Annotated in this window: 11 protein-coding genes and 2 pseudogenes; 11 read left to right on the top strand and 2 right to left on the bottom strand. The window is 38.1% G+C overall.

What is annotated here, in order from left to right; genetic code table 11:
• The first annotated feature begins 283 nt into the window (after positions 1-283).
• The 5 genes and pseudogenes from N6G83_RS47325 (at position 284) to N6G83_RS47305 (ending at position 5,503) form a co-directional block, all read left to right on the top strand.
• Complete coding sequence (locus tag N6G83_RS47325) at positions 284-658, top strand: hypothetical protein (RefSeq protein ID WP_123912595.1); 375 nt, start codon at positions 284-286, stop codon at positions 656-658.
• Between the two features lie 16 nt (positions 659-674).
• Positions 675-1,829 carry a hypothetical protein gene (locus N6G83_RS47320; protein WP_004114812.1) on the top strand — a complete coding sequence of 385 codons (1,155 nt, stop codon included), beginning with the start codon at positions 675-677 and terminating at the stop codon, positions 1,827-1,829.
• On the top strand, positions 1,822-3,696 hold the full coding sequence (locus N6G83_RS47315; RefSeq protein WP_004114814.1) for a ThiF family adenylyltransferase: 1,875 nt from the start codon (positions 1,822-1,824) through the stop codon (positions 3,694-3,696). The genes N6G83_RS47320 and N6G83_RS47315 overlap by 8 nt, the downstream gene beginning before the upstream one ends.
• Positions 3,689-4,171: a Mov34/MPN/PAD-1 family protein gene (locus N6G83_RS47310; RefSeq protein WP_031275127.1), complete on the top strand. Its 483-nt coding sequence runs from the start codon at positions 3,689-3,691 to the stop codon at positions 4,169-4,171. The genes N6G83_RS47315 and N6G83_RS47310 overlap by 8 nt, the downstream gene beginning before the upstream one ends.
• Before the next feature lie 898 nt (positions 4,172-5,069).
• Positions 5,070-5,503, top strand: a pseudogene (locus tag N6G83_RS47305) (hypothetical protein).
• Between the two features lie 30 nt (positions 5,504-5,533).
• Here N6G83_RS47305 and N6G83_RS47300 read toward each other — a convergent pair.
• The gene (locus N6G83_RS47300) at positions 5,534-5,893 is read right to left on the bottom strand and encodes a hypothetical protein (RefSeq protein ID WP_045783774.1); all 360 of its coding nucleotides are present in this window, start codon (positions 5,891-5,893) and stop codon (positions 5,534-5,536) included.
• Between the two features lie 705 nt (positions 5,894-6,598).
• Positions 6,599-6,845 (bottom strand): annotated as a pseudogene (locus N6G83_RS47295) (integrase core domain-containing protein); the annotation flags it as partial.
• A gap of 202 nt (positions 6,846-7,047) precedes the next feature.
• Between N6G83_RS47295 and N6G83_RS47290 the strand changes: the two are divergent.
• The 6 genes from N6G83_RS47290 to N6G83_RS47265 form a co-directional block, all read left to right on the top strand.
• Positions 7,048-8,595, top strand: coding sequence for a type I restriction-modification system subunit M (locus tag N6G83_RS47290; protein ID WP_151309227.1), 1,548 nt, complete (start codon positions 7,048-7,050; stop codon positions 8,593-8,595).
• Positions 8,592-9,824, top strand: a complete 1,233-nt coding sequence (locus N6G83_RS47285; protein WP_260524215.1) for a restriction endonuclease subunit S — start codon at positions 8,592-8,594, stop codon at positions 9,822-9,824. The genes N6G83_RS47290 and N6G83_RS47285 overlap by 4 nt, the downstream gene beginning before the upstream one ends.
• A 58-nt stretch (positions 9,825-9,882) precedes the next feature.
• Complete coding sequence (locus tag N6G83_RS47280) at positions 9,883-13,122, top strand: type I restriction endonuclease subunit R (RefSeq protein ID WP_191113495.1); 3,240 nt, start codon at positions 9,883-9,885, stop codon at positions 13,120-13,122.
• 51 nt (positions 13,123-13,173) lie between these two features.
• The gene (kwaA, locus tag N6G83_RS47275; protein WP_260524214.1) at positions 13,174-13,767 is read left to right on the top strand and encodes an anti-phage protein KwaA; all 594 of its coding nucleotides are present in this window, start codon (positions 13,174-13,176) and stop codon (positions 13,765-13,767) included.
• A 10-nt stretch (positions 13,768-13,777) separates the two neighbouring features.
• On the top strand, positions 13,778-14,749 hold the full coding sequence (locus N6G83_RS47270) for a Kiwa anti-phage protein KwaB-like domain-containing protein (protein ID WP_000494846.1): 972 nt from the start codon (positions 13,778-13,780) through the stop codon (positions 14,747-14,749).
• 429 nt (positions 14,750-15,178) lie between these two features.
• A partial coding sequence (locus N6G83_RS47265; protein WP_260524213.1) for an ankyrin repeat domain-containing protein occupies positions 15,179-15,763 on the top strand: 585 nt, incomplete at its 3' end.

Genomic DNA, 15,763 nt, shown 5'->3' with positions numbered 1-15,763 from the left:
ATGACGACAACGAATATCACAATCAACTTTGAATTCAATGGATTGGAACAGTAACGTTATGACAAGCACCGAAAAACTCGATTCGCACACCCCTATGATGCTGCAGTACTTCTCTAGACAATCTAATGTCATGATCTAAAATGAATAAATATAAAAACCCTCTTCAAAAGTTACTTATAGGCTACATATGAAAAGGATAATCGGTTATCTCTTCACATTACTCTTACTTGTTGTGCTTGTGTATGCAGGATTAGTAAAGGGCGATGTATTCCCTGAATGGATCATGAGTAAGAAGCTCATGATTCGTTGTGGATTGATAGGTGTTCTTGGTGGAACTCTTTACTGCATTCGTGGAGTATATCTAAACAAATGTGTTAGGAATTGTTGGGATGACCGTTGGCATGTTTGGTATGTATTAAGACCTATCGTTAGTGGCATCTGCGGTGTAGTGGCTTATCTATTCCTTAAAGCTGGATTAATAGTGTTAGATGCATCACAAAATGGCAGTGGTGGTGACTACGGATATATGGCATTTGCCTTCTTTGCAGGGTTGAATGTCGATAAGTTCGTTGGCAAAATTGAAGATGTTGGTATGGCTATTTTTGGGATTGAAAAATCTCGCACAGCAAGATCGGGTGATAATTCCGATCAGAAATAATTAAAAAGGATATGATATGTCTGCAAAGATATGCTTCTTTCCCGTTGGGAATGGGGATATGACCCTCATCCAAACGGAAGATGATAAAAATATTTTAATAGATTGTCGCATCAGGGATGGTGAAGAACATCCTGATGTTCGCACCCAACTCAGAGAAAAGCTTCCTCGAAATAACGAAGGTCGTTTGTTTGTCCATCTTTTTATTTGGACTCACCCTGATTCAGATCATTGTGATGGGGTGGCTGACCACTTTCATTTAGGAAAACCAGAAGATTGGAGTGAGAAGAACGATAAAATTTTTATAAATGAGATTTGGTCAAGTCCAATTGTATTCAGGCGACACCATGCACAAAATCATCCGTTATGCGATGATGCAATAGCTTTGAATAAAGAAGTTAAGAGAAGAGTTAATCTTTATAAAGAAAAAAATTATTTGGATGGAGTTGGAAACCAAGTTCTGGTCTTAGGAAAAGACGAAGATGGGAAAACAGACGACATACCAGGTATCCTATTAGAATTAGACCAAACAACCCGCTGGATTAATCAAAGTTATTCTTCATATTTTGAAGCTCATTTATTGGGTCCTTCACCCAAGAAAGATCTTGATGAGTTGGAAGATAAATTAGGTAAAAATCATTCCAGCGTAATAATAAATTTTGAAATTAAAGGTGACAATAAAACTGCACACTTTTTAAGTGGTGGTGATGCAGAAGTCGTTTGTTGGGAAGGTGTTAGAGATCGTTTAACCAATAAATATTCTATGTCATGGTTAGATTATGACATTTTACAAGCACCACATCACTGTTCTTGGCATAGTCTATCTCATGATAGTTTAAGCAAAAAAGGAGATGATGCTAAAACTTCCGAGAAAGCTATGGAAGTTTTTAATAGAGCAAAAGAAAAAGCATTTATAATTTCAAGCTCTAAAACAATTGAAAATGACGAAAAAGATCCTCCAGCATACCGAGCCAAAGAAGAATATGAAAAAATAGTAGATGATGTGCAAGGTCAGTTTTTATGTGTGTCAGACCATAAAAAGAATGGAGAGAATATTCCGTTAGAGATTGAAATTTCCGATAACGGTATTAAGAAAATTGCTGCATCTGCATTAGGTATGGCCGAATCATCAAGTGCCGCTGTAAATAGACAAGGTGGTGGTGGTTATGCCTGATTGTCTTAATAAAAAGATAGATCAGTTGAGCACTATCCTTGCACCTTATGGTGCAAGGAAGCTTTCTACGAATGAATTATCAAAATTCAACGGTAAATATGTTTGTGCTTGGGAATTAGTAACTGATTTAGAATTTAGTAATGAACCTATTGTATTGCAACTAAGATACAAAACTCTTAGTCAATTTGACATCCCAGATGTGTTTATTTCCTCACCAAAAATTGATGTTTGCCAACTCCCACACTTGGAAAAAAATGGCAAGTTATGTGTTTGGCCTGACAGTTATATCATCGATCATAATGATATGACCTATGCAGTCGATTTACTAAACGATGCTATACTAATGCTAAGAAAAGGAATAAATGGTGATTTAAATGAGGATTTTATTGATGAGTTCCAGAACTATTGGATTTATCAATGTAATAAAATAGATCGACTTATAAGCCAGTGTGATCTAACAAATAAAAACACAAGGTTGGTTTTCGGTTATCGGACCCGGAAATTTGGAGTAATATATTCTGACACACAAAAAGAATTAATTAACTGGTTGGAAAACCAAAAAATATTGCCATTAGAATCGGATGGAAGTAATTCAAAAGATAAACGAATAAGGCAACAGCAACTCTCTAAAGTAGTTTCAATTCCATTGATATTCTTCAATGAAGCCTGGTATCCGAGTCAGTATCCCAAAACTGCAAGGGATTTTTTTGAACTCATAAATCAGCAACAGGAAGATCCAGAAAGCACTATTGAATTGATCTTAAGATCTTGTGCTAATATGTTCAATGTCAAGCCCATAATTCTAGTTTCATTCCCAACGCCTTCTGGGATGAATATTATAGGAATACAGATTCCTAAGGGAGTTAGTGATCTTGCCACTGACCGCTTTGATACCAGAGGTATTAGTCGGGGTCGATTCAGAAATACAGCTTTATTAGATGGTTATAGAAATTACATTGATGGAAAGATTTTAAAAAATAGAATAGGCCAAACTAAAACAGAAAATCTTATAGTAGACCGTTCTGACGATTCTTGGTTAACGGGTCGTGAGCATAACAAAACTTACAAGAAAATCTCTGAACATAAAGTAGCTATCGTCGGATGTGGTTCAGTAGGATCTTCGGTATCAAGACTGTTACTTCAATCAGGCATTAGAAAAATGATGCTTTGGGATGATGATTTAATGAAGAGTGAAAACTCCTCTCGTCATCTATTAGGATTTGATTCTGTTTATAAAAATAAAGCATTAGCTCTTGCCTCAAGGCTACGGGAAGAGTTTCCAAATGTCTATATAGAAGCTTTTAATGAAGATTGGACAGAAGATTCCAAGAATAACAAAAAAATTGCAGAAGCCGATATTATAGTAAGCTGCACTGCACATTGGAATACTGAACAGCAGTTAATTAAAAGACAGTCGGAAGACATTCTCGGTGCTATTGTCTTTGCATTTGTTGAAGCTCATGCAATGGCGGGGCATGTAATAGTCAACCAAGTGGATTCTAATGCTTTTAATAGCTGGCATATTACAGAAGGCAAAAATATAGGTGCATTAAAATATCCTGCTACTTACTGGAAAGAAAATACTCGTAAAAGAATAGCAGCATGTGCCGGAGAGTTCCAACCATACGGAGCTATCCCTTTGACTAATTTACATGCTCTAACGGCAAGAACTGTAATAGATCTAATCATGGATCGTTTTTCAAATAAATCTTTTGCATATAGTTACATAGGAAGAGAAGCAGAGCTTTTAGAACTTGGTGGTAACTGGAATGATAAATGGATTGCACAATTCGGAAACCCAGGAAAGGGTGATTGTATTATACCTTTGATTTTTGAAAATTCTAATTGGGAAAAAAGTGATGCATAAATTTCATTGTGCCGAATTAGATTTCAAAATATGCATCAGCCAAAGCATAGTAGATGAATTATTTTCTCATCGTCAAACCCACTGTTTTAGTAAAGAATCAGGAGGTATGCTATTTTCCAATAATCTCAATGATTCTGAGATTGAAATCAATAAAATAACTACACCAGGCTCTACTGACTTGAGGAAAAGAAATTATTTCAAGTTAGATGAGAAAAAAGCCAAAGAAGATATCATATCGTTATTCAAGCAGGGTTTCCACTACTTAGGTGATTGGCATACACATAACGAAGGAATGGCAAGCCCATCAGGAACAGATATCCGCAGTATCCAAGACTTATTTATCAAATCAGGTCATACAAGACCTTTTTTTCTCATGCTAATAATCCCAAACAAAGAAAATATTTCACACTGTTATTTATCAGCAGCAGATGGGAAGATGTTATATAAATTCACATATCAAAAACCAAACAAATAAAAAGGTTGTAATTATATGAATAGCACAAGTAAATCATATCCACGGTGGTTAATCATATTAATACTGTTATTTATTTTTGCTGGCTTCGTTGTTCTTGGGGTAATAATTAATCATAAGTATCACTCTAATGAAAGCTTATCTAAATATATACTCTTAATTCCCCCTGCAATTTTGTCATTAGGTTTTTCTGTATTTTATAAAAGATACGAAGTACAAGCTGAGTGGCTATTTTCATTTGCGACAGCTTCGGCTGCGATAAGTTTATGCGTTGATTCTTTACCTGGTGTCCAAAATGACCTTTTCCCTATATTCCTTCAAAGCGGGTTAGGCTATGCACTTCTCGTAATAATTGCAGCATTGTCGTTCGCAAAAATAATTTCGGCTTTCGTCAGTAGATTCATAAACTAATCATATTTCAATTCTTAAAAGTGTAGTTAATATTTTCAGTTGCTACACTTTTTTACAGGAAAGAAAACAAAAGGGAATACAATAATATAATATATAGGTAGTAAAATTATAAATGTTTCACCAAGACTATTGCTGTTAGCTAATAGTTCATTAACGAAAAAAGTGTATATGAATGATAACAGGAACATAAAAGCCAACAGATATAGTATTTTTTTATTATTAATCATAATCAGGCCTCATCTATTTTAACAATAATCCATTGATACAACATTATATGAGTATGTCAATAGCATCTATATAGATGCAAGGTATGACTAAACGAAGCGGAGCTTCGTTTAGTCTCCTTGTTTTTCGCCCTTCGGTTGAAAAAGAAAGAAAGTCAAAGTCTTATCTAACTAATTGACATAAATTGCATTTCTATTATAACTGTATTATGGGTGTGCAAGGATTGCTCACCATAAAGCGAATACACATATGAAAAGGAGTTTCTATGAGTAATACAATAACCTTATCCTATACAAATGATTTTAAACCAGTCAATAATCATATCCCCCCTGCTCAATCTTTGCGAATACATTGTGTCAGTGTTCGATTTAATAAAGAAGAATTGGCTATTCTCAATAAAAACAGAGGTGACAAAAGCAAAGGCGAATGGCTTCGATTAACCTCTTTGATAGGCTTCCTCCTGTCGTTCCTGCTATCAATGTTGAAGCTTGGAAATCACAGTCTAACATATCCCAAAAGCTGAACCGCCTTATAAGCCATCTTGATGCAAAAAGTAGCAATAGTGAGTTAGCTAAAACAGAGATCTTCGCAGTCAAGAAACAGATCAAAGAGCTTCGCTCGTGCCAGACAGCCTCTATGAGTAGGTATTCCTATGAAGTGAATGCAACAGCCCCTCATCCCTCTAAAAAATGGTCATGAGAGCATGATTGTCAGGATTGCAATTAACCATCAAATTCTTTTTATTTTTTTAGCTTTATCTGAATTTTCTAATATGATTGAAGAAATTATTTTTTCTTCTTTTTTTGCAATTAGAGATTGGATATTAATAGTACCATAATCTAAATTATCACCCCACCAGTACATGAATTCTTTTATTACGGGAGTGATATTGTCTATAACCTCTTGAGATCCTTCGTTATAAATAAAAGATAATATTTTTAAATTTTCAACATCAATCTCTTGCACAATTACCCGAAACATATCATCAGTTGGATATAAATTCGTTTCATTTAATGATATATTTAATTTTTCAAGCATCTCATTCATAAGCAAGTCTACTTCATTGAAGGCCGTATTATATTCAGTCATTATTTAACCTCTTGTTTTAAATTTATACAACATTATAATTAATCACTTTAAGAAAGAATATCAAGAATTTTTGTGAAATAAATAATATTTATTATAAAAAGAATTGCTTGAGTGAATAATTTTTTAATTATAAGCACCATACAGTGTCATCTATTCAACCGAAGCGGAAATTTATAGCATCTTCTGTGCTGCAAGAGAAGCTTTAAAATAAATGCAAGTTAAGCTGTATATCTGTATATAAAATATCAGGCACTGCGATTTTTTATTATTATAGCGAAATGAAGCAAGGGCTAACTCAGCGAAGCCGCTGCGCTTGCTTCTTCGAGTTCCCCTTGCTTTTCTGCCCTTCGGTTAGAAAAGAAACCAAACCGCTACCAACCTTGAATATCTATTTTTTTGAATAGCCCCCCCCCTCCTTAACTACCACTATCAAAAATAGAAAAATCATCTTACAAATAACCCCACACATCATTTTAGATTGCGACCTTATTAAATTAAAAATTCAACCTTAGATGGAATTTAATGTATAAGGAATGTCTTACTGTAACGGAGAATTTTAAACATTAAAAATTATAGATATGGTTTGTCATAGCCTGTACATCTATTCACCCCATGCATATGCACTAAAAAAGCATTTTTTGAATACTGGAGTTGCCCCTGCTAAAACGGACACGGCTAATTAACTGCTAATATGGCATCAAGATATTAGCGTGGCGATTTCATGTTCAACCCCTTGTGTGGATGCAGATTATTATAATCCTCTATCCATTCTGCCATTTTTCCATCACTGAGACTGCATCCGGCAGATCATTTACTTACACGTAATTCCGCTTGAACGTCTTTACAAACGATTCTGCCATGCCGTTGCTTTCCGGATGCGTACTGGTGTAGTACACACGATGAACCCCAGTGAACTGGCGAATGTGCGCGTGGCATCGGCTATGCTGCAATTATGCCAATGACAGTGGCTCCATTGACGGCAATGACCTGACATCTACAATCCCGCTACAAAGCACTTACTCCATGAGTCATTGCACTTGCTGAGCTAAACAAACACACTAAAACCAGATAATAATTAATCGCTGTATAAGCTCGTAACAAGCGGAACTTTAAGGCAAAATAGGGCCATCGTCCCCCTTCACAAGGTTACGCTAATGGCCAGAAAACCTAAAGAAATCAAAACAGACCCGTTAGAGGTCATCCTGTGGAAAGCAGCTGACAAGCTACGTAAGAACATTGATGCAGCCGAGTACAAGCATGTCGTGCTGGGCCTGATTTTCCTTAAGTATATTTCTGATTCTTTTGAATCTCATTATGAGTTGCTGAAGGCTGGTGAAGGCGAGTTCACAGGCGCTGACCCGGAAGATAAAGACGAGTACACTGCTTACAACATTTTCTTTGTCCCTGAGCTTGCACGCTGGAACTATCTAATATCTAAGGCCAAGCTACCCGAAATCGGTAAGCTGGTTGATGATGCTATGGAGCTTATCGAAGCGGGTAACCCACAGCTAAAAGGTGTGTTGCCGAAAGTCTACGCTCGCCAGAACCTCGACGCCACTGTACTGGGTGAACTGATAGATCTGATTGGCAACATTGCACTGGGAGATGCCAAAGCGCGTTCTGCTGATGTATTAGGCCACGTATTCGAATACTTCCTTGGTGAATTTGCACTGGCAGAAGGCAAACAGGGCGGTCAGTTCTATACGCCAAAATCCATCGTAAGCCTGCTGGTTACCATGCTGGAACCCTATAAAGGCCGAGTCTTTGACCCTTGCTGCGGTTCCGGTGGTATGTTCGTTCAGTCAGAAAAATTTGTTGAAGCGCATCAGGGAAATATTGACGATATTTCGATTTACGGTCAGGAATCCAACCAGACCACCTGGCGTCTGGCAAAAATGAACCTGGCAATTCGTGGCATTAACTCCGAACACGTTCGCTGGAATAATGAAGGTTCATTCCTTAACGATGCTCATAAAGATTTAAAATCTGATTTTATCATTGCTAACCCACCGTTTAACGTTTCCGACTGGTCCGGTGAGCAGCTTCGTGGTGATGCCCGCTGGCAATATGGCATTCCACCTGCTGGCAACGCTAACTTTGCATGGATGCAACATTTTTTGTATCACTTGTCTCCTAAAGGGCAAGCGGGTGTTGTTCTGGCAAAAGGGGCATTAACTTCTAAAAGCTCTGGTGAAGGTGATATTCGTGCTGCACTGGTAAAAGATGCCAATGTGATTGACTGTATCGTCAACTTACCGGCAAAGCTGTTCCTGAATACTCAGATCCCTGCTGCATTATGGTTTATGCGCCGTGACCGTCATAACAGCAACCAGTATCGTGATCGCAGTAAAGAAATTCTGTTTATCGATGCCCGTAATCTTGGTCATTTGATTAATCGTCGTACCAAAGTGCTTTCTGACGACGATATTAAAACCATCGCAGACACCTACCATAACTGGCGTAACAAAGGTGGCGACTATGAAGATGTGGCGGGTTTCTGTGCGTCCGTAGACATTGATGAAGTGGCTAAACTCGATTATGTGCTGACTCCCGGCCGTTATGTTGGCCTTGCTGACGAAGAAGACGATTTTGACTTTAAAGAACGTTTTACGGCTCTTAAAGCGGAGTTTGAAGCACAATTGGAAGAAGAAGCGCATCTGAATAAGTCTATCGCTGAGAGTCTGGCGAAGGTGGTATTATGAGCGAGTGGACACCTATAAAATTAGGTTCAATTGTAAATATAACAAATGGGTTTGCATTTAAATCTGAAAATTTTCTAACATCTTTAACATTTAATACTTTGCCTGTTCTGAAAATTAAAAATGTGGCTAATGGGGATGTTCATTTAAAAGATGTTCAGTATCACTTAATCGATAGCAAATATGATAAATACACGTCTTCCAAAGGTGATATCCTTATAACTTTAACCGGTAATCACCCACAAGCTCTTACTCAGGTTGTGGGGGCGGTATCAAAGCAGAAGTTTGATACACTTGCATATATTAATCAGCGAGTTGCTAAAATAGACCCAATTTCCAGCCTGGCCTTTAAGGATTTCATTTATTATTTTCTTAAAGAAAAATCGACTCATGATTACTTAGCAAGTCAATCTTCTGGAAGTGCAAATCAAGCAAATATTTCAAAAGCAGATATTGAAAACGTAGAGTTATTACTTCCTCCGGTCACTGAACAAATAGCCATCGCCTCTGTGCTGTCCTCTCTTGATGACAAAATAGACCTGCTTCATCGCCAGAATAAAACGCTGGAATCTATGGCTAACACCCTGTTTAGACAGTGGTTTATTGAGGACGCGCATATACACTGGACGGAAAAAAAACTGTCCTCTTTTGGAAGAATAATTTGTGGTAAAACGCCTTCAAAAAAGAATTCTTTGTATTTTGGTAATGATGTTCCTTTTCTAAAAATCCCTGACATGCATGGCAAGGTTTTTGTATTCAAATCAACTGATAATCTTTCATTTGCAGGGGAGCATAGCCAATCAAAAAAAACAATTCCACCAGGAAGTATATGTGTTAGCTGTATCGCTACTGTTGGTTTAGTCTGTATAACTGATGTAAGCATGCAAACAAACCAACAAATTAACTCCATTATTCCTAACAAGGAATATTATAAATATTTTTTGTATCTTTTAATGAAAAGCATGGGTGATGAATTAAATAACCTGGCAAGTGGCGGTACTGCAACATTAAACTTGAACACTGGGGATTTTTCTAACATAACATTTCTTTCCCCTTCAGAAAATGAGCTGAAAATATTTCATCAATCCATTTCAAGTTTTTTTGATAAGTTAAAATTAAATTCAAAACAAATTAATATAATTGAAAACCTTCGAGACACTCTTCTTCCCAAACTGATGAGTGGTGAAGTAAGGGTTCAGGATGCAGAAGAAGCAATCGCGTCAGTAGTTTAAAATAATTAAGCGGGTATGCAGCCCGCCCTCTGGTTAAGCAGCAATAAGGACAGTACGCATGGTAAAGATGACCGAATCCGATATTGAAGTAATGGCGATTGAGCACCTGCAAGGGCTGGGCTATGAGTATGTTTACGGCCCGGATATTGAGTCCAGTGGTATTAATCCGTTACGTAGCTATCAGCAGGTTATCCTTGAAGATAAGGTGCGTATTGCTCTACAACGCCTGAATCCGCACCTTAGTGAACAGAAGTGTGAGGAAGCCCTGAAACAGATGATGCAGATCAGCACACCTGATCTAATGGCAAACAATCTGGCCTTTCATCGCCTGTTGACCGAAGGGATCAATATCGAAGTCAGTAAGGATGGTAATACACAAGGAGAGCTGGCCTGCCTGATCGACTTTAACGATCCCACTAATAATGAATTTCTGGTCATTAATCAGCTCACCATCAAAGAAGGCAATCATACCCGCCGACCTGATCTTATTTTATTCATCAATGGCCTGCCATTAGTCGTTATCGAACTTAAAAATGCCGCTGACGAAAATGCTACGGTAACAGGTGCCTATAATCAGATTAAAACCTATCAGAACCAAATCCCCGGTCTGTTTAACTACAATGCTTTTAATGTAATATCTGACGGGCTGGAAGCCAAAGCGGGGACGGTTTCTGCCGATTTCAGTCGTTATATGACGTGGAAAACTGCTAACGGTAAAACGCAAGCCACCAGTACCCAACCACAGCTTGAAGTTTTATTACAGGGGTTGCTTAATCCTGTAACGCTGCTGGATATGATCCGCCACTTTATCGTGTTTGAGGCCAGCAAACATGAAGACAGCAAAGGGATTATCAGTATCCGTACTGTTAAAAAAATGGCGGCTTATCACCAGTACTACGCGGTCAATGCAGCAGTTCTTTCCACTATTCGTGCCTCAGCGGTGAATGCGGACTCCCCCTCTGCCGAAGTGGCACTGCGCCAGCAGGGACGTAACAGTAAAGATCTTGTTAATGCGCAAAAAACCGGAGATCGCAAAGCGGGCGTAGTCTGGCATACTCAGGGTTCCGGTAAATCGCTTTCGATGGTGTTTTACACCGGGAAAATTGTGCTGGCGCTGGATAATCCGACAGTTGTTGTGATTACTGACCGTAACGACTTAGATGATCAGCTATTCGGTACGTTCTCTTCCGCGACCCAGCTACTTCGTCAGACACCAAAACAGGCCAACAACCGGGAAGAACTCAAAGAATATTTGCGCGTAGCCTCTGGTGGTGTGGTGTTTACCACTATTCAAAAATTCCAGCCTGATGATGGCAGCAATATCTATGAGTTGTTGTCAGACAGAACCAATATTGTCGTTATCGCTGATGAAGCCCACCGTTCACAATACGGTTTCAGCGCCAAAGAAGTTGACGTGAAAGACAGTGAAGGCAACGTTACAGGTAAGCGCACTGTTTATGGCTTTGCCAAATATATGCGTGATGCCTTACCTAATGCGACCTATCTCGGCTTTACCGGAACCCCCATAGAAAAAACGGACGTCAACACGCCTGCTGTTTTTGGTAACTATGTTGATATCTACGATATCTCGCAGGCCGTTGAAGATGGTGCAACAGTTCGTATCTTTTATGAAAGCCGTCTTGCCAAAATTGCCATCAGTGATGAAGGTCGTCAGCTTATTGAAGACTTTGATGATGAGTTTAACGAGGACGAACTGACGCTCACGCAGAAAGAACGTTCTAAATGGGCCAGAATCGAAGGTTTGATTGGCAGTTCAAAACGTATTAAAGCGATTGCGGCGGATATGGTTCTGCACTTTGAGCAGCGCTTAAAATCCAATGCCGATCATGGTAAGGGCATGATTGTTACCATGTCTCGCCGTATTGCTGCTGAACTATATAAAGAAATCATAGCCTTAAAACCTGAATGGCACAGCGATGATTTAAATGACGGTATAATAAAAGTCGTCATGACCTCTTCTGCTGCTGACGGGCCAGAAATTGCCAAGCACCACACCACCAAAAAAGAACGTCAGGTTCTGGCTAACCGTATGAAGGATGACGACGACAAGCTTAAACTGGTGATAGTGCGTGATATGTGGCTTACCGGCTTTGATGCACCAAGTATGCATACCCTCTATATAGACAAACCGATGAAGGGCCATAACCTGATGCAGGCCATTGCCCGTGTGAACCGTGTGTATAAAGATAAGATAGGCGGTCTGGTTGTTGACTATCTGGGCATTGCCTCTGATTTAAAAGAAGCCCTCTCCTTTTACTCTGATGCAGGTGGACGTGGAGATCCTGCTGAGGTTCAGGAAGAAGCCGTAACGCTCATGCAGGAAAAGCTGGAAATCCTGGAAGGCATGATGCATGGATACGATTACAAAGCTTATTTTGCCGCAACTACCTCACAACGCCTGACAATTATTCTTGAATCAGAAAACCATATTTTAGGGCTGGATAACGGTAAAGGTAAAATGCGTTTCCTAGCTGCGGTTGCAGCCTTATCGCAGGCATTTGCATTGGCGACACCGCACGATAAAGCAATGGAAGCGGCACCCGAAGTAGCATTCTTCCAGGCAGTAAAAGCCAGACTGAATAAATTTACTGAAAACTCAGACGGATCAGAAGAAGAACACAATGACAGTCTCGAAGTTCGGGTAAAACAGACTATCGATCAGGCTCTGGTTACCGATAAAGTTGTTGATATTTTTGACGCTGCTGGGATACAAAAGCCTGATATTTCCGTTCTTTCTGAAGAATTCCTTCAGGAAATGAAGGATTACCAACACAGAAATATTGCTTTGGAAACGCTTAAAAAACTGCTTTCTGACGAGATCAAGGTTCGCTCGAATCAAAGTATCACCCAAGGCAAAAAACTGATTGATATGCTGACCTCTGCAATCAATGGCTACCAGAACAAGGTACTGACCGCAGCGGAGGTAATTGATGAGCTAATCAAGCTTGCCAAGACTATCCAGGAATCTGACAGCCTTGCCACCCAGTTAAACCTCAGCGCTTATGAATATGCCTTCTATTCTGCTGTTGCAGATAACGACAGTGCTCGCGAGTTAATGGAAAAGGAAAAACTACGAGAACTGGCAGTCGTACTTACGGAGGCTATCCGCAACAATGTCAGTCTTGACTGGACAGTGAAAGAAGCAGCAAGAGCAAAAATTCGCGTGGTGGTAAAACGTCTGCTCAAAAAATATGGTTATCCACCCGATATGTCCTTGCTCGCCACAGAGACCATTTTGAAGCAGGCTGAACTTTTAGCTGGAGAATTAGGAAAATGATTCCCTAAATTTTTAGCATATAAACTATTTTAAGTTATACAGGAGAAGCTAATGGATAGCAGGCCATATCTTAAAACAGTACTATATATACTATCACTGTGGCTTTTATTTTTATCATTATTAATTATGTCCTACGATAAGGTTTTGATAAAAAATGTGTGGGACTATATTTTCACGGAAAACATTACTCTCTCAATCTCGTCATTGAAAGTGAGAAATATCGTTTTCATAGTTAGTTTGATTTTCATCTTTATTGGTGCCATTATTTTAATAGCCCTTGCAAATAGCTTTGGTTCGGGTTGGTCTGTTGCATGCACTGTCTCGGATATCAGCAATGAAAACCATGAACATTTAGAGTTTTTAACCACTTATATAATGCCCTTAGTTTTCACTGATGTCGATAGTAAGAGAACTGTATTAAATTTAGGATTGATGATATTTTTAATCGGCGCAATATACGTAAAGACAAACCGGTTTTATTCTAACCCATCACTTGCAATACTCGGATTCAGAATATACAAAGCTAATGTCCATGACCGTGGAGTGAAAAAATGCACAGTAATCTGCCGCAGTGTTCTAAAGAGCACAGATAATATAAAGTATATAAAAATCGACAATGAAACTTATTTGGCTAAAATAGTGTAGAGGTCATGACATGTTCACTAACATTGAAAATATTTCAAAATCGAAACGCATCTCTGGCGAAGCTTTTTTTGTCACTGATATTCAAGGTACGATAGATATATTTAAGGTTAACCTTGAACCTGATGCTGAAAAAGATCTGACCACTTCATTTTCTAAAAGCTTAATCAATAATATTATTGAACCTAACAGAGGTAAAGTGGCCGTTCCACTTGTATCCACTTTATTAGAAAGAGATAAACAAGTTTTCGAATATGATCACTTAGCAATTAATCATCTCCCAATTGAATTTACTAAAATGAACAACGTGCTAAATTTCGGTGTCAATGGGAATGCAACACAGTTTGATTTTGCAACACAAAGCCTGACATCGGTAAAAGCCGTAATTTACCACCTTTGTGATGGTAATGGAAACAGCGTAGTCATTTACCAACATAAATATCCTGTTTCTCTACATAAGAAAACAAAAAAGTCTTTCTTGAGTCTAAATGGCAGAACCTTAGATAAGATCACTCATGACAGTATTGATATAAATGACACGATTGACTTCTTCTTTTTTCAGAATAAGTACTATGCGCTAAACATTAAACTTCTTGAAAGAATGTATGGATTAGAAAGTGTAATAGATAATCTTGCAAATAACTCAACGCCATTAATAATAAACCTTGGAATTGTTAATACACAAGGTATGCCAGTGCCACTAGATATTTTCAAGGACATGTATAAAGACAGAGCATTTATGCGTAGACTTGCTATGGTTTCAAAAGGGAATTTAGTAAAAACGGGAGTTTCAGTCCCTCAAATACAACAAGTTATGCAAAAATTCCCTGTATTTCAACGGAATATTGATCTAACAGGAGGATTAATAAACCTTAATACTAAAGATCAAAAGAGATACTTTATTCGGCTTCTAAATAATGAAGCATCTTTTGCAGCACTTGATAACTCGCCCTTCCTGGCTGTTGAAAAAGACTCCGCTGCTTAAATTTTAAATGAGCATCCTCAAGCCGAATAACTTAAAGGATGCTCTTCAAATTTTAATAAGAATTATCAACAGCAAAAAACCTCATAAAAAACACTACTCATTTAATTTCCAAAATTAAGAAGAACATTAATAACCACCATTATATTACATGATCTTTTCCATATCCTATAGCATTACTCTCTATAGTATTAATATCTGCGCCTCTAATTATCTCCTTTATACAGATTAGCTCCAATATGGATAAATATTCTTGTGAAAATGGTTGATCCACATCACATAGGATAACCTTAACGTCCCTATGTTCCATTAAGTTAAGAATAACCTCAAGCAAACCAAATCAGATACCCCCTAATAAAACAAAAGTAAATTTGAATACCGTAAAATCTGGTGTCATTAATATCTTGAAAACAACAAAAAAGGAGATAAATAATGATATCAAGAGAAAATAATAAAAATAACCTATTCCGTGTAAAGTCTAAAAATGGTGTCCTTCGTTGCCTTAAGGCTGGCATGGATATAAATATGTGCAATAGTAAAGGTCAAACTGCTCTTTTTACCTGTAATGTACCTGAAGCTATACAGGCAATGATTGACGCTGACATTGACATTCACCACTTGGATAATGACGGTAATAATGCATTATTCTATGCTCAAAATGTTGAAACAGTGGAACTTCTTGTCAGCAATGGTATTAATGTTAACCACCGGAATAAGTCAGGTACCCTTGCGATTCAACATATTGATGTTTCACCAGGGTTAGTAAAATATCTTATCAAAGCTGGACTAGATATCCATACCAAAGATAGCTATGGCAACTCCTTTCTTTTCATTCCATTTGAAGGATATGTATACGATGCACTCATTGAGGCTGGTTGCGACATTAATCATAAAAATTTAAGCGGGCAGACAGCATTCGATTACTGGCAGTCAGAAAACCACAGCATAGCTGGTAAATATACTCACTGGGAATCTAAAAACGATAACTACATTCGTTTTCTTATCCGTAATATTCAT

Source organism: Serratia sp. PL7 (genome assembly GCF_945957435.1).
Note: the sequence above shows the minus strand (reverse complement) of the source record. Positions and strands in the feature narration are given on the sequence as shown.